Origin of the sequence: Pseudomonas fluorescens (assembly GCF_000802965.1) — a bacterium.
Classification (GTDB): Bacteria; Pseudomonadota; Gammaproteobacteria; order Pseudomonadales; family Pseudomonadaceae; genus Aquipseudomonas; species Aquipseudomonas fluorescens_A.
On record NZ_JSAK01000031.1, the window covers coordinates 51,506 to 72,067 of the forward strand.

Annotated in this window: 18 protein-coding genes; 12 read left to right on the forward strand and 6 right to left on the reverse strand. The window is 59.6% G+C overall.

The features are described from left to right. Positions 1-48: 48 nt before the first annotated feature. Together NL64_RS23520 and NL64_RS23525 are read left to right on the forward strand one after the other, a co-directional pair. Positions 49-873, forward strand: a complete 825-nt coding sequence (locus NL64_RS23520) for an alpha/beta fold hydrolase (RefSeq protein WP_034150458.1) — start codon at positions 49-51, stop codon at positions 871-873. 146 nt (positions 874-1,019) lie between these two features. Beyond that, positions 1,020-1,310, forward strand: a complete 291-nt coding sequence (locus NL64_RS23525) for a hypothetical protein (protein WP_034150459.1) — start codon at positions 1,020-1,022, stop codon at positions 1,308-1,310. A gap of 177 nt (positions 1,311-1,487) precedes the next feature. On the opposite strand, the gene NL64_RS23530 is transcribed toward NL64_RS23525, so the two are convergent. Both NL64_RS23530 and NL64_RS23535 read right to left on the reverse strand, forming a co-directional pair. Then, positions 1,488-2,069, reverse strand: a complete 582-nt coding sequence (locus NL64_RS23530) for a hypothetical protein (protein WP_034150460.1) — start codon at positions 2,067-2,069, stop codon at positions 1,488-1,490. Between the two features lie 624 nt (positions 2,070-2,693). Beyond that, positions 2,694-3,728: a sensor domain-containing diguanylate cyclase gene (locus NL64_RS23535; protein ID WP_034150461.1), complete on the reverse strand. Its 1,035-nt coding sequence runs from the start codon at positions 3,726-3,728 to the stop codon at positions 2,694-2,696. A gap of 214 nt (positions 3,729-3,942) precedes the next feature. Here NL64_RS23535 and NL64_RS23540 point away from each other — a divergent pair, with 214 nt between their 5' ends. After that, positions 3,943-4,941, forward strand: a complete 999-nt coding sequence (locus tag NL64_RS23540) for a bile acid:sodium symporter family protein (protein ID WP_034150462.1) — start codon at positions 3,943-3,945, stop codon at positions 4,939-4,941. Positions 4,942-5,031: 90 nt separating this feature from the next. Here NL64_RS23540 and NL64_RS23545 read toward each other — a convergent pair whose 3' ends face one another. After that, positions 5,032-6,819 carry an IlvD/Edd family dehydratase gene (locus NL64_RS23545; protein WP_034150463.1) on the reverse strand — a complete coding sequence of 596 codons (1,788 nt, stop codon included), beginning with the start codon at positions 6,817-6,819 and terminating at the stop codon, positions 5,032-5,034. A gap of 47 nt (positions 6,820-6,866) precedes the next feature. Beyond that, a complete protein-coding gene (locus NL64_RS23550) occupies positions 6,867-8,048 on the reverse strand; it encodes a fumarylacetoacetate hydrolase family protein (protein ID WP_034150464.1) in 1,182 nt (393 codons plus the stop codon). A 114-nt stretch (positions 8,049-8,162) separates the two neighbouring features. Between NL64_RS23550 and NL64_RS23555 the strand changes: the two genes are divergently transcribed. The 5 genes from NL64_RS23555 to NL64_RS23580 all read left to right on the forward strand — a co-directional run bounded on the left by NL64_RS23555 (position 8,163) and on the right by NL64_RS23580 (position 14,264). Beyond that, the gene (locus tag NL64_RS23555; RefSeq protein WP_034150465.1) at positions 8,163-9,113 is read left to right on the forward strand and encodes a LysR family transcriptional regulator; all 951 of its coding nucleotides are present in this window, start codon (positions 8,163-8,165) and stop codon (positions 9,111-9,113) included. Positions 9,114-9,583: 470 nt separating this feature from the next. Then, positions 9,584-11,164, forward strand: a complete 1,581-nt coding sequence (locus NL64_RS23565; protein WP_034150467.1) for an aldehyde dehydrogenase (NADP(+)) — start codon at positions 9,584-9,586, stop codon at positions 11,162-11,164. Positions 11,165-11,257: 93 nt separating this feature from the next. Continuing rightward, complete coding sequence (locus tag NL64_RS23570) at positions 11,258-12,640, forward strand: MFS transporter (protein WP_034150468.1); 1,383 nt, start codon at positions 11,258-11,260, stop codon at positions 12,638-12,640. Next, positions 12,637-13,377 carry an SDR family oxidoreductase gene (locus NL64_RS23575; RefSeq protein ID WP_034150469.1) on the forward strand — a complete coding sequence of 247 codons (741 nt, stop codon included), beginning with the start codon at positions 12,637-12,639 and terminating at the stop codon, positions 13,375-13,377. Before NL64_RS23570 ends, NL64_RS23575 begins: the two co-directional genes overlap by 4 nt. Positions 13,378-13,415: 38 nt before the next feature. Next, complete coding sequence (locus tag NL64_RS23580) at positions 13,416-14,264, forward strand: ureidoglycolate lyase (protein WP_034150470.1); 849 nt, start codon at positions 13,416-13,418, stop codon at positions 14,262-14,264. Positions 14,265-14,275: 11 nt separating this feature from the next. Here the strand turns inward: NL64_RS23580 and NL64_RS23585 are convergent, their stop codons facing one another. Beyond that, positions 14,276-14,569: a hypothetical protein gene (locus NL64_RS23585; protein WP_034150471.1), complete on the reverse strand. Its 294-nt coding sequence runs from the start codon at positions 14,567-14,569 to the stop codon at positions 14,276-14,278. 323 nt (positions 14,570-14,892) lie between these two features. Here NL64_RS23585 and NL64_RS23590 point away from each other — a divergent pair, with 323 nt between their 5' ends. From NL64_RS23590 to msrA, 4 genes are read left to right on the forward strand one after another with little or no spacing between them, the layout of a single operon-like run. Then, a complete protein-coding gene (locus NL64_RS23590) occupies positions 14,893-16,989 on the forward strand; it encodes an ATP-binding cassette domain-containing protein (protein WP_253277106.1) in 2,097 nt (698 codons plus the stop codon). A gap of 2 nt (positions 16,990-16,991) precedes the next feature. Continuing rightward, positions 16,992-18,053, forward strand: coding sequence for an ABC transporter substrate-binding protein (locus tag NL64_RS23595; protein WP_034150473.1), 1,062 nt, complete (start codon positions 16,992-16,994; stop codon positions 18,051-18,053). Beyond that, positions 18,050-18,970, forward strand: coding sequence for a homocysteine S-methyltransferase family protein (locus NL64_RS23600; protein WP_034150474.1), 921 nt, complete (start codon positions 18,050-18,052; stop codon positions 18,968-18,970). The genes NL64_RS23595 and NL64_RS23600 overlap by 4 nt, the downstream gene beginning before the upstream one ends. After that, positions 18,967-19,434, forward strand: coding sequence for a peptide-methionine (S)-S-oxide reductase MsrA (msrA, locus tag NL64_RS23605; RefSeq protein ID WP_034150475.1), 468 nt, complete (start codon positions 18,967-18,969; stop codon positions 19,432-19,434). The genes NL64_RS23600 and msrA overlap by 4 nt, the downstream gene beginning before the upstream one ends. Positions 19,435-19,974: 540 nt before the next feature. Here msrA and NL64_RS23610 read toward each other — a convergent pair. Next, positions 19,975-20,424, reverse strand: a complete 450-nt coding sequence (locus tag NL64_RS23610; RefSeq protein ID WP_034150476.1) for a hypothetical protein — start codon at positions 20,422-20,424, stop codon at positions 19,975-19,977. Between the last annotated feature and the right edge of the window lie 138 nt (positions 20,425-20,562).

Consider the following 20,562-nt stretch of genomic DNA (forward strand, 5'->3'; position numbering starts at 1 on the left):
CTGCACGCCAGACGTTGTCTTAGCTGGGGGCAGACCAAGGGGGAAACCATGACAACGCAAAAATTAACCGTTAAAGACTTGCAGTTGAACGTTTCAATCCGCGGTCAAGGCTCACCGCTGCTGTTGCTCAACGGCCTGGGTGGTTTGATCCGTACCTTCGATCCCCTGCGCAATGAATTGGAGGATTACAGGACCATTACACTGGACGTGCCCGGGGTCGGCAAATCGCAAGTGCCCCGCTGGCCGATGCGCCTGCCGCGCCATGCCGACCTGATCGCCGAGATGCTCAAGCAATTGGGAATTGACCAGGTCGATGTGTTCGGCGTGAGTTGGGGCGGAGCATTGGCGCAAGAATTTGCCCTGCGTTACCCGAGCATGGTGCGCCGGCTGATCCTCGCGGCGACCTCGGCCGGCCCGGCGATGCTGGTGAAGCCCGCGGACATCCTGGACTTTTTTTGCAGGAGCAAAAACGCCAAATTGCGAAAGCAAGAAGGCTCGCGCCATTCGATACAGACGCTGCTGCGCTTCGGTGTGGTGAACGGCATGCTCACGGCCAATCCGCGAACCTATTACCACCAGCTCACCGCCTTGGTCGGCTGGACCAGCCTGCTGCGTCTGTTCCGGCTGCGCCAGCGCACGCTGATCCTCACTGGCGACCGCGACACCCTGGTGCGGCTGTACAACGCGCACATCCTGCGCCGCACCATTCGACGTGCCGAACTGCACGTCTTGCAGGGCGAGGGGCATTTTTTCGTGGTGACCAGCGCCAGGCGAACCGCCGAAGCGATTCGCGAATTCCTCTGCCAGCAGCACGAGGATGAGGTGCCCGCGCCAATGATCGCCAACAGCATGTTCAAGCCACACCTGCTGTAATCCGATATGGCTGCGGGCGAGCGAGCGGGCAGGGCGATTCAAAACGGGCTTCTGACGAGCCGCTTTTGCGGGGCCTGCTATAGTCAGTCCGAGCGGCTCAAGGCAGTAGCTGCAGGGTAATAAGTTATCTACTCGGGAGTTTGATTATGCGAATCGTAACCGCCGCGGTGTGCACATTCCTGTTATCCCTGGCAGTGCCAACGGTGTCCTTTGCCGGTTCGGATTGTGACGATGCGGGCAGTGCAAGTGACGTCAGAAACTGCTTAAAAAACAACAACGATCAGAAAGGCAAAGGCAATTGCAATGACAATGGCAATTGCGGCAAAGCCAAGGCCAAGGCCAAAAACAAGGATTACGATGACGATCACTCGGTCAGTTGCATGGAGATCAATAACCTTGCCTTGCGCCGTGAGTGTCTAGACCGGCGCAGGAATTGAATAAAGGAATTGCAGCTGCAAGCGAAAAAACCAGCGCTGCGCTGCTTTCCTTCCGACCCAAGAAGGCATGGCGTGCCTACTGATGTGGTCACGTCCACTGGTTGTTCTGAAAAGGTGAAACATGTCGCCCGGAGGGGGAGCTATGTTAATCAGGAAAGTACCTTCAGGCTTTTTATACTACGTTAGCTCAAGTCGCTCTAACGCATAGTCCTTTCCTGCCAGGGTCAGTTCAAAAATCGTGGCGCCGAAGGTACCCCTTGTCACTTTTTGCCTCACCAGCCGTTTGGCTTGGAGTTGTTTTAGGCCGGCTTCGACTTCTAACGTGCTGAGTGAGACAAGCTTGCAAATTGAGTTTAAGTTAGCCACTTTTCTGAAGTTCGCATGATAGGCCAAAGCTTCCATCAATAGCGTCTGGTTATCTGTCAGCTGTGGAAAGTGAGGGTTGTTCTTTTTGTAAACTTTTCGTTCTATTTCGTGCAACTCGCCGTTAGCTCCATCAGTCATGCGTGCGTAGTAAATCGCTACAGACAGAGTGCTGATTAAAATCGCGATAATCATCAGTAGCGACCAATTCGGCACTGGCGATTCCAGCAAAAGCCAATCCCAAAGACTTAGCAGCCAGCCCGTTGCATCTTCCAACAACGTCAGGTCAAGGTACGTGTCGAGTAGATTTATAGCAGCCCCGGCGACAAGGAAAATTCCTGCCGAGCAGGCCATGGCCTTGAGCATGAACGGGGAATGGTTGCCTTGTGTTGCCATGCTACTCGTCTCTGGGTTAGAAACAGATGCTATCAGCATAGCAGTGGAAAATTCGCGAGCGAGCCGCTAAACCGCTCGCCTGAAGTCCTTAAAATAGCCTGGTGATTTGATTCAGGATCCGATCCTGGGTTTGCGTACTCGGCCTGTTGCGATAAGCCACTGCGAAAAAAGCAACACCTTCGTAGTCGCAGCGAATCGAAAAAGTCATACCTTCACGCAACCCATAGACTGACCTGTCTCCCGTTTCTACAAAATACCTCGCTTTTGTAAGAGCCGCTCTTGCGTGCTCCATACAGCCGGTTTGGCTAAATGAGTGTTGCAGCCAACTCGTAGTGACACGCACAGAAGACGTTTCGCTGTCGTCGATAGGAGGGCGAGTAATTTCTTTAGGTGCAGTCATGCTCTCGTCGCTGGTGCAAGCGGTCAGCCCCACTGAGATAACACCCAGTAAAAAACCAAAACGAACTCTCGAGTGCTGAAGTGGATTTCGCATCGTGGGGCGTTCCTGTGACGATCTGCAATGAATGAATTGGCGATTACTACGTAATAGCGGATTTCTGATCTTTTGCTACCTGTGTTCAGTCATTGCGACGAGACGCGACTCGACCCACAGCTGACCTTGTCCTATACCCGTTGACGATTTCGTTGCTGTTTCACCTTATACATCTCGCGGTCTGCCAGCTTTGTAGCCTCGTCCACAGTCATGCTGCCCGGGATCACTGCCACCACCCCGACGCTCGCGCCGGTATATTGGATATCACCCAGATCGTGGCCCAGCTCATATCGCCCAATCGTCGCTTGGGACAGGCGATCTTGAAGCAGTTCGGCGGCATGTCGCATGTCTTCTGCCAGGTCCAAGTGTTGGGAGGGTGTGCCCAAGGCGATCACGATGAACTCATCACCGCCAGTACGCCCGATGATGTCGCTGGTTCTAAGGCCATGCTGCAATTGGGCGGCCACGCTGCGCAGTAGCTGGTCTCCAGCCAGGTGGCCGCGGGTATCGTTGATGAGCTTGAACCCATCCAGATCGATGACACCCATGAGTATGTATTTGTGCTCCCGCTGGGCCAGGGCGAACAGGCGCGCGGCATCGTTTAGTATCGCGCGCCGGTTGGACAGGCCGGTGAGTGGATCGGTCAGGGCCAGCTTGGTCAACTCGGCGTTGGCAGCCTGGAGTCGCTCAACCAGCAGCCCACGTTCAAGGGAATATCCGAGCAACCCTGACAGCAGCATCAGCAAGGGTTCCACTTCAGGAGAGCGGGCCACCCGATCCGAGCTGGCGGCGCATACCGTACCCAGCACTTGCCCATCCTGGGATCTGATTGGCGCGCTCACGTAAGTCCTGATGCCCAGGGCCGCGGCGGCCTCCGAATCGCTCCAACATTCGGCCACGTTATCCGAGTACATGCGATTCTCGTCCAGCGCCCGCTTGCACAGAGTATCTGTCCACGGCACGACCAGCCCTTCAGGAATCACCATGTCACCGACGTTGCGCGCGAACTCGACACGCTGGACCCCCTCGTCGGTATTAATGGTCGTCAGATAGGTCGACTCCATACCGGTTACCTTGCTGAGCAGGGCCAGCAAGGGACGCGTCAGCTGCTCCAGGGTCTGGGCTTTTGGAAGGGTATCGGAGAGAAGAGAAAGAATCTGATCCATTTGGGCGTGCCGATATTTAAGTAGTGTTTCAATTATCGACTAATCGGCGGATTACTGAACAGGGCAGGGCTTCTGCAAAATGATTGATCGATAAATCCACAGGGCTGCCGTTATCTGTCCTTTAGCCGACATCCACTGGCTTTTTAGCGTTAGTCGGCAATCACCCGCCGCGTTAAAGTCGTCGTCACGTTCCCGGCAATCCTGGATGATCCTGATGACTCGCCCTCGTTTTTTACCCGACAACTTCACCCTGACCCTGATCGGTGTCGTGGCTCTCGCCAGTTTGCTGCCCGCCAGTGGTCAGGTCGCGGTGGGCTTTGGCTGGCTGACCAACAGCGCCATTGCCCTGCTGTTTTTTCTGCATGGCGCCAAGCTGTCGCGCGAGTCGATCATCGCCGGTGCCGGGCATTGGCGCCTGCATTTGTTGGTGTTCAGTCTGACCTTTGTGCTGTTCCCGCTGCTCGGCCTGGCGCTCAAGCCTGTGTTGTCACCGATGATTGGTGCCGATCTGTACATGGGCATGCTTTACCTCTGCGCGCTGCCCGCGACGGTGCAGTCGGCGATTGCCTTTACCTCTCTGGCGCGCGGCAATATTCCAGCGGCGATTTGCAGTGCGGCGGCCTCCAGTCTGTTCGGAATTTTTCTCACGCCACTGCTGGTGACGTTGCTGCTGAACGTGCATGGCGACGGCGGCTCGACCGTCGATGCGATATTGAAAATCAGCGTGCAACTGTTGCTGCCATTCATTGCCGGGCAGCTCGCACGGCGCTGGATCGGCGCTTGGGTAGGGCGCAACAAGAGTTGGCTGAAGTTTGTGGATCAGGGCTCGATTCTGTTGGTGGTCTACGGGGCTTTCAGCGAAGCAGTGAACGAAGGCATCTGGCATCAGATTCCGTTGCGGGATCTGGCCGGACTGGTGGTCGCTTGCTGTGTGGTGCTGGGGCTGGTGTTGGTGGCTTCTACGGTGTTGGGCAAAGCGTTTGGCTTCAATCAGGAAGACCGCATCACCATTTTGTTCTGCGGTTCGAAGAAAAGCCTGGCCACCGGCGTGCCGATGGCTCAGGTTCTGTTCGCCGGCAGCACCATCGGCGTATTGATCCTGCCGTTGATGCTGTTCCATCAGATTCAGCTGATGGTCTGTGCGGTCCTCGCTCAGCGCTATGCAAATCGCAAGGAGTCGGTGGCCGAACTGATGGGGCAAGTCGATCCTTGAGGCTTGAGAGGAGCCGGGATTTGAATCCCGGCTCAAATCAGTCTTGCTGTGCTCGGTACTGACAAGCGCTTGCTGAGTAGTGAGCGACCATCAGTGCGAATGCCGCGGCTCACCGCCACTGCGCGCAATAACCCGCATGTGCAAGGTGGCCGGTTCCAGGCAGCCGCCAGTGGACAGCTGCCCCACTAATTGCCGGTACAGCTCCTGCCACGGGGTTTGCGAGGCGGGGATATTCGGTGTCCACTCGGCGCGGCGGCGCTCCATTTCGGCTTCATCCACCAACAGGTTGACCGAGCGTGCGTTGAGGTCGACGCGCAGACGGTCGTTGGTTTTAAGCAACGCCAAACCACCCCCCACGGCCGCTTCCGGCGACATGTTGAGGATCGACGGGCTGGCGGAGGTGCCGCTCTGGCGACCGTCGCCGAGGCAGGGCAGGGAATCGATGCCTTGCTTGATCAGCGCCGCCGGAGGCGCCATGTTCACCACTTCCGCGCTGCCCGGGTAGCCCACGGTGCCCGCGCCACGAATCACCAGGATGCAACGCTCGTCGATATCCAGCGACGGGTCGTCGATGCGCGCGTGATAGTCCTCCGGCCCTTCGAACACGATGGCCCGTGCTTCGAAGCTGTTTTCCGCACCGGGTTCAGACAGATAGGTCTTGCGAAACGCTTCACCGACCACCGACATTTTCATGATCGCGCTATCGAAGAAGTTGCCGCTGAGCACGATGAAACCAGCGCGATGTTTGAGCGGCGTCTCGAAGGGATAAATCACATCGGCGTTGCTGGTCAGGCTGCTGCTGACGATTTCGCCGATGGTCTTGCCGCTGACCGTGGCGCAGTCTTCGTGCAGGCGCCCGGCTTTTTGCAGTTCATGCATGACCGATGGCACGCCGCCCGCGCGGTGGAAGCCTTCGCCCAGGTACTTGCCCGCCGGCATGCAGTTGACCAGCAGCGGTACGTCTTCACCAATGCGTTGCCAGTCATCGAGGCTCAATTCGACGCCCATGTGCCGGGCGATGGCGATCAGGTGAGGAGGGCAGTTGCTCGATGCGCCCAAAGCCGAGGCGACGGCGATAGCGTTTTCGAACGCCTCGCGGGTCATGATTTGCGAGGGTCGAACATCCTGCATCACCAGTTCGCAAATACGCTTGCCGGTGGCGTAGGCCATTTGCCCGCGCTCACGATAGGGCGCCGGAATGCTCGCGCAACCCGGCAGCGACATGCCCAGCGCTTCGGCCAAGGCGTTCATCGACAGGGCGGTGCCCATGGTGTTGCAGTGACCGACGGAGGGCGACGCCGCGGTGGTCATTTCCATGAAGCCTTCGTAATCGATTTCACCGGCGGCCATCAGATTGCGCGCATGCCAGAGCACGGTGCCGGAGCCGATTAGCTCACCCTTGTGGTGGCCGTCGAGCATCGGCCCGCCGGACAGCACAATGGAAGGCAGGTCGGTGGTCGCGGCAGCCATCAGGCAGGCCGGGGTGGTTTTGTCGCAACCGGTAGTGAGTACGACGCCGTCCAGTGGATAGCCGTGGAGGATTTCCACCAGCCCCAGGTACGCCAGGTTGCGGTCCAGCGCGGCCGTCGGCCGACGGGACTGTTCGGCGATCGGATGCACAGGGAACTCCATGGGAATGCCGCCGGCGTCACGAATGCCGGCCTTGACCCGCTGCGCCAGTTCCAGGTGATGGCGGTTGCACGGGGTCAGGTCGCTGCCGGTCTGGGCGATGCCGATGATCGGGCGGCCCGATTGCAGCTCTTCGCGGGTCATCCCGTAGTTCATGTAGCGTTCGACGTACAGGGCAGTCATGTCCGCGTGGGCAGGGTCGTTGAACCATTGCTCACTGCGCAGGCGGCGCTTTGGGGTGTCACTCATGGTCGGGTCTCTCTTGTAATTGGATGAATCGACAATCCGGCGTGGCTTCAGCGGGCGAGCAGTCCCCGGGACGCCAGGTTGCGCAGCAAGGCACTGACGCCAAAGGTCCAGGGCGCGGCCTCAGAGCTGTGGGTTACCTGGTTGTGCAGACTGCCGAGCAACGGGCTGCTGATGCTGACCCGGTCGCCCAATTTGTGGGTGAAACCACTGCCGGCATGATCGCGATCCTCGGTGGGGGCGAACAGAGTACCGAGAAACAGCAGGAAACCATCAGGGTATTGGTGATTGGCGTTGAGCGTCTGGCCGGCCAGGTCTTGCGGATCACGGCTGATCTGGCTCATGGAACTGGAGCCCTGCATCCGGTAACCGTCCTCGCCCAGGACTTTCAGGTCGACCACGCAAGCGCGCACATCATCCAGGCTGAAGTGCTCGTCGAACAGGCGAATGAACGGCCCGATCGCGCAGGACGCATTGTTGTCCTTGGCCTTGCTCAACAACAGCGCACTGCGGCCTTCGAAATCCCGCAGGTTGACGTCATTGCCCAGGGTCGCGCCATGGATCTGGCCACGACTGTTCACGGCCAGCACCACTTCCGGTTCCGGGTTGTTCCATTGCGAGCCGGGGTGAATGCCAATGCGGCTTCCACTACCGACGGCGGCCAGAACCGGTGCCTTGGTGAAGATTTCTGCGTCCGGGCCAATGCCGACTTCGAGGTATTGCGACCACATGCCTTGTTCGATCAGCAAGGCTTTCAAGCGCATGGCTTGTTCGGAGCCTGGAACGATCGAGCGCAGGTTGTCACCGATCACGGCTTGCACGGTAGCGCGCACGGCTTCGGCCTTGGCCGCGTCACCGCCGGCTTGTTCCTCGATCACGCGCTCGATCATGCTGGCGGCGAAGGTCACCCCAGCGGCCTTGATCACTTGCAGGTCCAAGGGCGGCAGCAGATAAGGTTTGGCGGGATCAGAATTGGAACCGCTGTTGGCCAGCAGGGCTTCGATGCTGCAAAGGAAGGTGCCGGGCGTCTCGCGCACGGCCGACAGCGGTGCTTCCGCTTCCAGCAAATCACTCAAGGTCGCGAAACGCTCCGACAGGTCGAACACGCCGTCAGCGCGCAGGACGATGGGCGAAGGCCCGGCGATCTGGCCGGGAACCCAGGCGCGGCCAATCAAGGTACCGGCTACGCCGTCGACCGGCAGGGTGTTTTCGGGAGTAAGCAGTAGCGACATGGCGAATCTTCCTGGTTCGTAAAGCCTTCACGCTAGGGCGGGCAGTCGATAAACTCCAATGAGATATATTCAGTATTCGATAACGTCTGGTTATTGCCGCCCAAAGGAATGCCCATGTCCGATCTGTCCTTCTCCAGCTTCTGTGGCTGGCTCAAATTCCGCCATTTGCTGCTGATCGACACCCTGGGGCGCACGCGCAACATGCACCTGGCGGCGCAGCAGATGAACCTAAGCCAACCCGCCATCAGCAAGATGCTCAAGGAAATCGAAAGCCTGCTCGGCTTCGCGCTGTTCGAACGGCAACCCCGGAGCATGCCGCCCACGGCGCTGGGCGAGCACGTGTTGCGCTATGCGCAGATCGCCCTGAACGATGCCCGCTCGTTCGTCGAGCAGATCAGCAGCCTGCGTGAGGGCGGTCATGGTCATCTCAAGGTCGGCGGGATTTTCGCCGCCACGGCGGTGGCCTTGCCCGAGGCCATATTGCAGATCAAGCAACGCTGGCCCTTGCTGTCGATTGAGGTGGTGGAGCAAACCAGCAACCACCTGATGGAAATGCTCGAAGAGAAAAAGCTTGATCTGGCGGTCGCCCGTTTCACCGAGCAAAGCCAGCAGCAGCGGTATGACTTCCAGCCTTTGGCGCCGGAACCGTTTTGCATCGTGGTCAACAGTAGCCATCCACTGGCTGACGCTGGGCCGACTTCTTTACAGCAATTGGTGGATCTGCCGTGGATTCTCTACCCGGTCGGCACGCCGATTCGCGGGCGCATGGAACTGGCGTTTGCCGAAGCGGGGGTGAGGATGCCAAGGAACACGGTCGATACCATTTCCATGCAGACCTTCCTTCAGGTTTTGCGGCGCGGGCCGATGATCGGGATGCTGCCCAATGCCATGGTCAATCCGCTGCTTGAGAGCGGTCAGCTGAAGACGCTTGATACACCGTTGCATCTGGTGCCGCAGGACTACGGTATCCTCACGCGCAAAGGCGAGCACCTGGTTGGCGCGGCTTTGGAATTTGCCGAGATACTCAAGGAAAACGCCCGGCTGGCTCGCGATTTGGCTGGCTGAAATGCGCGCCGAAACCTGTAGGAGCCGGCTTGCTGGCGATAGCGGTCTCTAATGTGCCTTCTGTGTCGAATTATCGGGCGCCATCGCCAGCAAGCCGGCTCCTACAGGTCAAAAAACGCGTAGCTTTTTCGATAACGCAGGATTACGGCATCCTCACGCGCAAAGGCGAGCACCTGGTTGGCGCGGCTTTGGAATTTGCCGAGATACTCCCCGGCTGGCTCGCGATTTGGCTGGCTGAAATGCGCGCCGAAATCTGTAGGAGCCGGCTTGCTGGCGATAGCGGTCTCTAATGTGCCTTCTGTGTCGAATTATCGGGCGCCATCGCCAGCAAGCCGGCTCCTACAGGTCAAAAAACGCGTAGCTTTTTCGATAACGGTTCGTTATCGGTTAATCCAAAAATGCCATTGGGAAAGAATCGGTTCGCGACAGTAGAGTATCGACCAGCTTCCAATCACGGTCAGGAGACTGTCATGCCCCAACTGTCCGGACACAATTTCATCGCCGGTGGCCGCAGCGCCGCCGGATCGGTGGTGCTGCACAGCGTTGATGCGACAACTGGAGAAGCGCTGCCTACGGCCTTCATTCAGGCAACGGTCGAGGAAGTGGACGCCGCTGCCACGGCTGCCGATCAAGCCAGCCCGATCTACCGCAACCTGCCCGCCGCACGCCGTGCCGAATTCCTCGACGCGATCGCTGCTGAACTTGATGCACTGGGTGATGATTTCGTCGCCCTGGTCTGCCAGGAAACCGCTTTGCCTGCGGCGCGCATCCAGGGTGAGCGAGCCCGCACCAGTGGCCAGATGCGCCTGTTTGCCCAGACCCTGCGCCGCGGTGATTTCTACGGTGCGCGCATCGATTTGCCGCTACCCGCGCGCCAACCCCTGCCTCGGGGCGATCTGCGCCAATGCCGCTTGGGCGTCGGCCCGGTGGCCGTGTTCGGTGCCAGTAACTTTCCGTTGGCCTTTTCTACCGCCGGTGGCGATACCGCCGCCGCGCTCGCGGCTGGCTGCCCGGTGGTGTTCAAGGCCCACAGCGGCCATATGGCAACCGCAGAGCGAGTGGCCGAAGCGATCATTCGCGCCGCCGAGAAAACCGGAATGCCAGCGGGCGTGTTCAACATGATCTTCGGTGCCGGCGTCGGTGAGGCGTTGGTCAAGCATCCGCTGATTCAAGCGGTCGGTTTTACCGGTTCGCTGAAGGGCGGCAGGGCGTTGTGCGACATGGCCGCCGCTCGCCCGCAGCCGATCCCGGTGTTCGCCGAGATGAGCAGCATCAACCCGGTACTGGTCCTGCCCGAAGCCCTGCACGTCCGCGGCGAGCGTATCGCCAGCGAACTGGCCGCGTCGGTGGTCATGGGCGCGGGTCAGTTCTGCACCAACCCCGGCCTGGTCATCGGTATTCGCTCACCAGCGTTCAGCCACTTCGTGAAGGCACTCGCTGCTTTGATCGCCGATCAACCGGCGCAAACCATGCTCAATGCCGGCGGCCTGCGCAGTTATGTGCACGGTTGCGAAGCCTTGCTGGCGCATCCGCGGCTCATGCACTTGGCGGGACAGAAGCAGCAGGGCGATCAAGCCCGGGCGCAATTGTTCCAGGCCGACGTCAGCCTGCTGTTGACCGGCGATGAGTTGCTGCAAGAGGAAATTTTCGGCCCGGCCACCGTGGTGGTTGAGGTGGCGGATCGAACGCAATTGTTAGCTGCACTGAAAGGTTTGCGCGGGCAACTGACCGCGACCCTGATCGGCGAAACGGCCGAACTGGAGCAATCCGCCGATCTGGTGGCTGTGCTTGAGCAAAAGGTCGGACGCGTATTGGTCAACGGCTATCCCACCGGTGTGGAAGTCTGCGACGCGATGGTCCACGGAGGCCCTTGGCCGGCCACGTCTGATGCCCGTGGTACTTCCGTGGGCACTTTGGCCATCGATCGATTCCTGCGCCCGGTGTGCTACCAGAACTTCCCTGATGCCTTGCTCCCCGAGGCCCTGAAGAACAGCAATCCACTGGGGCTGACGCGCCTGGTCAACGGAGAGAAAACTGCCCAGGCACTCTAGTCATTGCTTCGCCGCCGAGTGAATCGCTCATTCGGCGTGACCCAACTTCGATAAAAACAATCAGGCATGTCCACATGCCCAGGGGTTACCTTAATGCAAACGATATCCGAGCATTTGCCCGCGCAGGCGCAAGCCAGCGAACTCGATTTTGAAGACCGCACTTACCGCAAAGTCATCTGGCGCATCCTTCCCGTGCTGCTGCTGTGCTACATGGCGGCGTACCTGGACCGGGTCAACATCGGCTTTGCCAAGCTCGACATGCTCAACGAGCTTTCATTCAGCAACACCGTCTATGCCTTGGGCGCCAGTATGTTTTTCTGGGGCTATTTCCTGTTTGAAGTGCCGAGCAACCTGCTGCTGCATCGCTACGGCGCGCGCTTCTGGATTGCCCGGATCATGTTGACCTGGGCCGTGATCTCCATGGCCGTCGCGTTCACCGTGCCGCTGGCAGGGTTCTTCCATATCGAATCGAGCACCATGTTCTACGTGCTGCGCTTCCTGCTGGGTATCTGCGAAGCCGGTTTCTTCCCGGGTGTGATTCTGTACCTCAACTACTGGTTCCCAACCCATCGGCAAAGCCGTGTGATGTCCGGGTTCCTGATGGCCATGCCGATCAGCCTGACCCTGGGCGGGATCCTCTCCGGTTGGCTGATGAACAGCATGCAAGGCGTGCAGGGTATGTCGGGCTGGCAATGGATGCTGATCATCGAGGGCATTCCGTCAATCATCATGGCGTTTGTCGTAATCGTCTGCCTGGCCAACAACATCGACTCCGCCAAATGGCTGTCGGCTGCCGAAAAAGCCTTGCTCAAGGCCAACCTGCAAACCGATAACCAGGGCAAGGCGTCACGCCTGAGCGAAGTATTCTTCAACCCGCGAGTGTGGTTGTTGGTGCTAATCCTGCTGACCTTCAACACCGGCTTCTACGGTCTGGCGTTCTGGATGCCATCAATCATCAAAAGCACCGGTATCACCAATAGCCTGCACATCGGCTTGCTGACCGCCATTCCCTACGCAGTGGCCGTGGTCGCGATGCTGCTCAACGCACGGCATTCCAACCGCACCGGCGAGCGCCGCATGCACGCCGCGATTCCTGCGTTCATCGGTGGGCTGGGGCTGATGCTCAGTGCCTACTTCGCCGACAACCTGGTGCTGTCTATCCTGTTCCTCAGCGTATCCGCCTCGGGGATTCTCAGCCTGATGCCGATTTACTGGACCCTGCCTGGGACTGTGCTGTCGGGCGTCGCTGCTGCAGCAGGCATCGGCATGATCAACGCCTTCGGCAACCTGTCCGGTTTCACCGGCTCGATGATCACCGCCGTCGCGGAAAACCTCACCGGTAACATCAATAACGGCACCTACGTGTTGGCCCTGTGCCTGTTCGTCAGCGGCGGATTGATCCTGGCTATTCCCGCGTCGATGCTCGGCAGAACCCCGAAAACCGCGACCACCAGCGCGAACCTGGAGACGGCATGAACCTGCAAAACAAACGGGTGCTGGTCACGGCGGCCGGGCAGGGCATTGGCATGGCCAGTGCCATTGCCTTTGCCCAGGCGGGCGCCGAAGTCTTTGCCACTGACATCAATATCCAAGGGCTTGAAGGCGTCGAGGGCATCACCGCCCTCACGCTGGACGTGACCTCGGCCAGTGCCATTAGCGAAGCCTGTGAACGTATCGGTGGACTGGACGTGTTGTTCAATTGCGCCGGCTACGTCCACAGCGGCAACATTCTCGAATGCGACGAATCGGCGTGGGCGCGCTCGATGGACCTGAACGTCACGGCCATGTACCGCATGATCCGCGCCTTTTTGCCAGGCATGCTGGAACGTGGGGGCGGCTCGATCATCAACATGTCATCGGTGGTTTCCAGCGTCAAAGCGGTGCCCAACCGTTTTGCCTATGCTGCAAGCAAAGCCGCAGTGGTGGGATTGACCAAGGCTGTCGCTGCGGACTTTATCGGCCAGGGCATTCGCTGCAATGCGATTTGCCCCGGTACCGTGGAGTCGCCGTCGCTGCGCCAGCGCATTGCCGCGCAGGCCGCACAACAGGGCGTCGACGAAGCACAGGTTTATCAGCAGTTCCTCGACCGCCAACCCATGGGTCGAATCGGCAGCGCGAACGAGATCGCCCAGTTGGCCTTGTACCTGGGCAGTGATGCGTCGAGCTACACCACCGGCGGCGTGCACGTCATCGATGGCGGCATGAGCATCTGAAACCCGGTTTGCACTTTCAGTTTGAGCAGGAGAAACACATGAAACTGTTGCGTTATGGCGAAAAAGGTTCGGAGAAGCCCGGCCTGCTGGATGCTGATAATCAGATCCGCGACCTCTCGGGCCACGTGGCAGATATCGCCGCTCAAGTCCTGAGCCCGGAAAGCCTGGCCGCGCTGGCCGCCATTGATCCGGCCAGCCTGCCGCTCGTTGTCGGCAAGCCACGTATCGGCGCTTGTGTAGGGCAGGTCGGCAAGTTCATCTGCATCGGCCTGAACTACGCCGACCACGCGGCCGAGTCGAACATGGAAGTGCCGAAAGAACCGATCATCTTCAGCAAATGGACCAGCGCCATCTGCGGCCCCAACGACAACATCGAAATCCCGCGCGGCTCGGTCAAGACGGATTGGGAAGTGGAGCTCGGCGTGGTCATCGGCAAAGGCGGGCGCTACATCGATGAGGCGAACGCCATGGAACACGTCGCCGGCTATTGCGTGATCAACGATGTGTCGGAACGCCAATGGCAGCTGGAGCGCGGTGGCACCTGGGACAAGGGCAAGGGTTTCGACACCTTCGGCCCGCTCGGTCCATGGCTGGTGACCCGCGATGAGATCGCCGATCCGCACTCACTCGACCTGTGGCTGGAGGTTGATGGCCACCGCTATCAGCAAGGCAACACCCGCACGCTGATCTTCAATGTGCCGCAACTGATTGCTTACCTGAGCCGATGCATGAGCCTGCAACCGGGCGATGTGATTTCCACCGGTACGCCACCGGGCGTGGGCCTGGGTATCAAGCCCAATCCGGTATTCCTGCGCGCGGGTCAGACCATGCGCCTGGGCATCGCGGGCTTGGGTGAGCAACAACAAGTGACCGTGCAGGCGGATTGACGCGCCTGCGATCAATGCCTGCACTCCGCCAACACCACCTGGCAGGTGTTCGGCGTGCCACCGGATCGCCCGGCATAGCGCATGCAATTATCCATGGATTTTTTGCGCGCCATGCTCATGGTGTTGCCCCAGGCCAGGCCGCCTTCACCAGCCGTAGGCAGGGCTTTTGCGTAGCAGCTTGAGCCTACGGTGGTATAGCGAGACGTGGAGCTCTTGCCTGAACATCCGGCGGTGAGCGCCAGGTTGATGGCGAGCAAAGAAGGGAAGATCCAGGACGAGCAGTGCAACGCTGTTTTTCCGGTCATCCCGTTTCCCCTGTATCAACCGACTAGAGGCGAATGTGTGCTGCCGTTGCACTCAGCGTAGACGGTGTCCCGGTTCAAGAGCGGTCGGCCTGCGCAAAGCCTTATGCCAGAGCCATTTCTTACCAACCACAGAAGCCTAAGCTAATTCCAAAATAGTATTTATATAAGTTTTTTAAGATCGTTTAGCTTTATGTCATCAGAAGCGCCGCACTTCACGTCCGGCGCTTTTTTTGCGTCGGGCTAACCGTTTTTCGGTCACAGCCCGAGACTCACTTTTTCCAACCCGTAAGCAAGCTTTTATGGGTCGTTGGCCGGGAGCTCCTGTGACAGTCATACAAACCCCTTTGGCACTGGACCGGATCGCGTCCGGGCAAAGACCGCTACAGCCGGACGATCACGCAAATGACGGCGATGTGGTGCTCGAATTGCGGGATGTCACCAAGACCTATCTGCGCAAAAAAGGCACGCCGGCGTTACCTGCGGTCAGCAATGTCAGCTTGAAGGTACGTCGCGGTGAAGTGCTGTGTCTGATGGGGACTTCTGGAAGCGGCAAGTCAACCTTGCTGCGACACATCAACCGTTTGATCGAGCCCAGCAGCGGCGAAGTGCTGATCGAAGGTGAGGCCATCAGCGGTCTGAGCAGCAAGGCTTTGCGCACACTGAGATCGCGACGCATCGGTATGGTGTTCCAGCATTTCGGTCTGCTGCCCCATCGCACCGTTCTGGACAACGTCGCGTTGCCGCTGGAGTTGTGCGGCGAAGCGGAATCCGCCCGGCATGCGGCCGCCGCGATTCAGTTGAAGGCCGTTGGGCTGGACGGGTGGGGCGAGCACTATCCTCACGAACTGTCCGGGGGCATGCAGCAACGGGTCGGGTTGGCCAGGGCGTTGGTGACGGAACCGGACATCCTGCTGATGGACGAGCCGTTCAGCGCACTGGACCCGACGATCCGCCGCGACCTGCAAAGTCACTTTCTCTCCATCGCCCGTGAACGCGGGATCAGCACCTTGCTGGTCACCCATGATCCGGCCGAGGCCATTCGCCTGGCTGACCGCATCGCGGTGATGCGCCAGGGTCGCCTGGTGCAGCTGGGCACGCCGCAACAACTGCTTGAGCAACCGGCCGATGCTGAAGTCGCGGACTTTTTCCGCGACCACCTTCCAGCCTCGACCGCCCCGCGCAGCTTGAACAGCAGCGGTCTGCAAACGTCACAAGGTGAACGTCGCGAGCAGCCTTCCTCCCCTGGCTTGCCGTGGTGGCAAGCGCTGTTGCTGGGGCCGGCGGCCTTGGCAGCACGGGGTAAGGGCGGCTTGTTCTGGGGCACGTTTGCCGTAGAACTTGCGGCATTGGCTGCCTTGGGGCAGGGCATTGCCGGCTCGTCGTGGCTGGCGATTGTGGCGGCGTTGCTCCTGCTGTTCGCCAGCCGATTCACCGCTGTCTCGATGAGTCGACATGCGCTGCGTCGGGGCGTTTCCGGTTGGGCGCTGCCGCTGGGCGTACTGCTGGTTTCGCAAGCGTTGGTGATCTGGCGCGTCGTGACCCCGGACACCGGTCACGTGCTGTTGCAGTTCCCGGTCAACCGGCAGGCGCTGCTGTTGACGGCGCAGAGCATCGACGAGTTTATCGGCTGGTCGCAAGTCACCTTCGAAACGGCGTTCGTTGGCGTGATCGTTGCCGTTCGCACGGTCATTGAAGGGGTGGAAAACGTGCTCGGCTGGCTGCCATGGCCGGTCTCGGCACTGGCTCTGGTATTTCTGGCCTGGCGCTCTGCGGGCCTGGCGTTGGCGCTCACCAGCAGCGCTGCCTTGTTATACATCGGCCTGTTCGGCTTCTGGGAACGCACCATCGCCACGCTGGCACTGGTGGGTTCGTCGGTGCTGATCGCCCTGATCATTGGCGTTCCCACCGGCATCTTGCTGGCCAAGCGGCCGCTGGTACGCCGGCTGATCACGCCCTTGCTGGACGTCATGCAGACCCTGCCCACCTTCGTCTACCTGATTCCAGCGGTAGCGTTCTTTTCCGTCGGCAAGACCCCTGCGGTGATCGCGACCGTGATTTTCGCCCTGGCCCCAATGATCCGTTTGACGTCGCTGGGCATTCAGGAAGTGCCCAAGGATGCGGTCGAAGCCGCTGTCGCCCACGGTGCCAGTCCATGGCAAACGTTGATCAAGGTGCAGCTGCCGCTGGCTCGCCGTTCGTTGTTGTTGGGGATCAACCAGACCATCGTCATGAGCCTGTCGATGGTCGTCGTTGCTGCACTGATCGGCGCCGGCGGCCTCGGTTACGACGTCATGACCGCGTTGCGCAACATCAAGGGCGGAGAGGGCGTGCTGGCCGGCGTCGCGATCGTCCTGTGTGCGCTGATCCCGGATCGAATCATTCAATCGAGCTTGCGCAAGCAAGACCACCTCTACCACTGACAGTGAGAATTATCGTGAAGACACGCCTATCGCGCACCTTGGGTACGACTGCATTACTGGCCTCCGTGATTGCCTCCGGCGCGGCCATGGCCAAGGACAAAATCGTCATTGGCGAGCAAAACTGGACCGGTGCCATCGCCATTCAATACATCCTCGGCGAAGTGCTTGAAAGTCGCCTGGACGCCGATGTTTCCTACCTGGCTGGCGATGTCCCGGTGTTGCTCAGCGCCGCCTCGAAAGGCGATGGTTCAGTGGATGTCTTGACCGACATCTGGTTGCCCAATCAGTCCGCCGCCTGGGCCAAGTACGTCACCGGTGGCACCCGCTCACTGGTCCCGAACAGCCACCCGTACGCGGGTGAGCAGGGTTTCTATATCCCGGGCTATCTGCAAGACAAGTACGGGGTCAAATCGGTCTACGACCTGAAGAAACCGGAAGTGGCCAAGCTGTTCGAGCCACTGGGCGGTGGCAAGGCACAATTGCTGGTGGGGCCAGCGGGCTGGGAGTCGACTTACATTGGTCAAATCAAGGCCAAGGATTACCAGTTCGCCGACAAATTCGAGGCGGTCTCCACTGAAGCTTCCGTGACCTATTCGAAGTTGTCCGCGGCGTACAAGGCTGAGCGTGGCGTGGTGTTCTATGCCTACACCCCGGACTGGATTTTCTCCGCTTTCGACCTGCGTCGCCTGGAAGAGCCTGCGTTTGACGGTTACGCCCAGGACAACAAAAAAGATGATCCGCTGTACAAGGCCGACGGTTGCTGGAAATTCATCAGCCCGACGGTTGATCCGGACTGGCTGAACAAGAGCCGGATCACCTGCGCGTTCCCGGATGCCAAAGTCCACGTCCTGGCCTCCGTTGCATTGCAAAAGCGCGCACCGAAAATTGCCGAGTTCCTGCAAAACGTCGCCATCGAGCCGAAGCAGCTCAACGAGTTGATTCTGAAGATCGAAAAGGAAAAGCAGCCGGCTGACGTTGCCGCGAAGGCCTGGGTCAAGGCGAACGGTGCCACGGTTGATCAGTGGCTGGCGGGTCCGACGCAGAAAGTGAGCGTGAACCAATGACCCAATCGTCAGTGCGTTTGCTTGATGGCGGCATGGGGCGGGAGCTGCAACGTATCGGCGCGCCGTTCCGGCAACCGGAATGGTCGGCGCTGGCACTGATCGAATCGTCGGATTTCGTGTTGCAAGCGCATCGGGCGTTCATTGCCGCCGGTGCCCGGATCGTCACCACCAACAGCTACGCGGTGGTGCCGTTTCATATCGGCGATCAGCGCTTTGCCGAACAGGGCCGTTCGCTGGCCGAGCGGGCCGGACGCCTGGCTCGCCAGGCAGCCTCGGAAAACTCCGAGCCGGTCACGGTGGCCGGCTCATTGCCGCCGGCCCTGGGTTCCTATCGCCCGGACCTGTTCGATCACCCGCGTAGCGTCGAAATCCATCGGCAGCTGATTGCCGGGCTGCAAGATCAGGTGGATGTCTGGCTGGCGGAAACCCAGAGCTCCATCGCGGAAGTGCGTGCAGTCGTCGAAGCCTTGGGCGTAGATCCCAAGCCTTTGTGGCTGTCCTTTACGCTGCTTGATGAGGCCGACGGAGCGCCACGTCTGCGCTCTGGCGAACCGGTGGCCGATGCGGTGCAAGTGGCTGCCGGGCTGGGCGCCAAAGTAGTGCTCTTCAACTGCAGTCAGCCAGAAGTCATGACGGCTGCATTGGCGCAAGCCCAATCGGTCATCCAGCGCCTTGGCAAAAGCATTGAGCTGGGGGTTTACGCCAATGCCTTTCCACCCGTCAGTACCCAGGCCAAGGCCAACAGCACCTTGCTCGAAATCCGTGCTGACCTGACCCCCGAGTCGTATCTGCACTGGTCAAGGTCATGGGTGGCTGCGGGTGCCAGCATCGTGGGCGGATGTTGTGGTATCGGGCCTGAACATATCGCGCAGTTGCACGAGCATCTGCTGCCGCAAAAAGAGGCTGTTAGCGTATGAGTGATTCGCAAAAAGACGTATTTGTTGAACAGGCGACGTTTGGTGCCGGTTGTTTCTGGGGTGCCGAGGCGTCATTCAGGGCCTTGCCAGGCGTGCTCGACAGCCGCGTCGGCTTTGCCAGCCCGGCCGGTGATGAGGCGGTGTCCATCGAGGTGGTCCAGGTCGATTTCGACACCCGGGAAATTCCCTACAGCCGCCTGATCGAGCATTTCTGGACACTGCACGATCCCACCTCGGTTGATCGCCAGGGCGCCGATGTCGGCGTGAAATATCGTTCGGCATTGTTCTTCAATTCAGCCCGCCAGGCCGACGACGCGCAAGCCGCGAAACAGCAGCTCGACGCCACGGAGCAATTGGGCAAACCCGTGTCCACGGTGATCGTGCCGTTGGGTGAGTTTCAACTGGCGGACGAGGAACATCAGCAGTATGTGGAAAAGCACGGAGGGAGCAGCTGTTCGATTTGAATGCACGTAAAATCTCAACTTCACATTTAAACCGTGGCGAGGGAGCTTGCTCCCGCTGGGCCGCGAAGCAGACCTAAAAGCTGCGGCTGCTACGCACCCGAGCGGGAGCAAGCTTCCTCGCCACAGAGACTGTGTACCGGGGGCTACTCATGCGGATCAATCTGACTCAGCACCCGGTTGGCCGAAGAGGTGGTAATGGCCTCACCGTGGAAAAGACCTCTGCCATCGCCAAAAATGACCTCACACCCACCTGTGGCGAGGGAGCTTGCTCCCGCTGGGCTGCGCAGCAGACCTAAAAGCTGCGGCTGCTACGCACCCGAGCGGGAGCAAGCTCCCTCGCCACAAAGAGACTGTGTACCGGGGGCTACTCAGGCGGATCAATCTGATTCAGCACCCGGTTGGCCGAAGAGGTGGTAATGGCCTCGCCGTGGAAAAGACCTCAGCCATCGCCAAAAATGACATCACACCCACCTGTGGCGAGGGAGCTTGCTCCCGCTGGGTCGCGCAGCGGCCCCAAAAGATCGCAGCCTGCGGTAGCGCCTACAGGTTTGTGCCCTGCTTGATATCCCCGCAAAAAATATCGACGTTGCCATCGGTCGCGGTGGTGCGCACGAGGATGGAGTATTCACCGGCAAGCAAGGTCTGCAATGGCACCGGTGCGCTTCTTGAGAATGCCCAGCCGCGGATCGGTTGACGTTCGGTGTTGACTCGATCATTCATGGCGTAGGCGACTGGCCCGGGTTGCTGGCAGCTGCCTTTGTTGATGAAGGAATAAAGGCGCAAGGGCAGTACCACTCCACTGGGCGCACCACTGATGAAGAAACTCAACCCGGTCTGTTTGTCCCACTCGGACAACACGACATTGCCGATCTGACCGGTGTTTTGCCGGGTGGCCACCAACGTAACGTTAACGCTCTGGTTGGATGAAGTGGTGCAACCGAAAAGGCTCACGGTGACCATCAGCGCTGCCAGTGAGTTTTTGAGTTTCATTGCCAACCTCCGGTGATGAAGGGATGTACGCGCACTTGTAGGAGCTGCCGCAGGCTGCGATCTTTTGACTTTGATCTTCTAGGGACCGGTGGAAGATCAAGATCAAAAGATCGCAGCCTGCGGCAGCTCCTACAGTAA

Excerpts from the sequence above, each read along its gene's own strand:
- NL64_RS23545 (WP_034150463.1), bottom strand. The coding sequence starts at position 6,819 with ATGAGTGACACCCCAAAGCGCCGCCTGCGCAGTGAGCAATGGTTCAAC.
- NL64_RS23535 (WP_034150461.1), bottom strand. The coding sequence starts at position 3,728 with ATGGATCAGATTCTTTCTCTTCTCTCCGATACCCTTCCAAAAGCCCAG.
- NL64_RS23530 (WP_034150460.1), bottom strand. The coding sequence starts at position 2,069 with ATGGCAACACAAGGCAACCATTCCCCGTTCATGCTCAAGGCCATGGCC.
- msrA (WP_034150475.1), top strand. The coding sequence starts at position 18,967 with ATGAGTGATTCGCAAAAAGACGTATTTGTTGAACAGGCGACGTTTGGT.
- NL64_RS23600 (WP_034150474.1), top strand. The coding sequence starts at position 18,050 with ATGACCCAATCGTCAGTGCGTTTGCTTGATGGCGGCATGGGGCGGGAG.
- NL64_RS23570 (WP_034150468.1), top strand. The coding sequence starts at position 11,258 with ATGCAAACGATATCCGAGCATTTGCCCGCGCAGGCGCAAGCCAGCGAA.
- NL64_RS23555 (WP_034150465.1), top strand. The coding sequence starts at position 8,163 with ATGTCCGATCTGTCCTTCTCCAGCTTCTGTGGCTGGCTCAAATTCCGC.
- NL64_RS23585 (WP_034150471.1), bottom strand. The coding sequence starts at position 14,569 with ATGACCGGAAAAACAGCGTTGCACTGCTCGTCCTGGATCTTCCCTTCT.
- NL64_RS23575 (WP_034150469.1), top strand. The coding sequence starts at position 12,637 with ATGAACCTGCAAAACAAACGGGTGCTGGTCACGGCGGCCGGGCAGGGC.
- NL64_RS23520 (WP_034150458.1), top strand. The coding sequence starts at position 49 with ATGACAACGCAAAAATTAACCGTTAAAGACTTGCAGTTGAACGTTTCA.
- NL64_RS23540 (WP_034150462.1), top strand. The coding sequence starts at position 3,943 with ATGACTCGCCCTCGTTTTTTACCCGACAACTTCACCCTGACCCTGATC.
- NL64_RS23610 (WP_034150476.1), bottom strand. The coding sequence starts at position 20,424 with ATGAAACTCAAAAACTCACTGGCAGCGCTGATGGTCACCGTGAGCCTT.
- NL64_RS23525 (WP_034150459.1), top strand. The coding sequence starts at position 1,020 with ATGCGAATCGTAACCGCCGCGGTGTGCACATTCCTGTTATCCCTGGCA.
- NL64_RS23580 (WP_034150470.1), top strand. The coding sequence starts at position 13,416 with ATGAAACTGTTGCGTTATGGCGAAAAAGGTTCGGAGAAGCCCGGCCTG.
- NL64_RS23565 (WP_034150467.1), top strand. The coding sequence starts at position 9,584 with ATGCCCCAACTGTCCGGACACAATTTCATCGCCGGTGGCCGCAGCGCC.
- NL64_RS23550 (WP_034150464.1), bottom strand. The coding sequence starts at position 8,048 with ATGTCGCTACTGCTTACTCCCGAAAACACCCTGCCGGTCGACGGCGTA.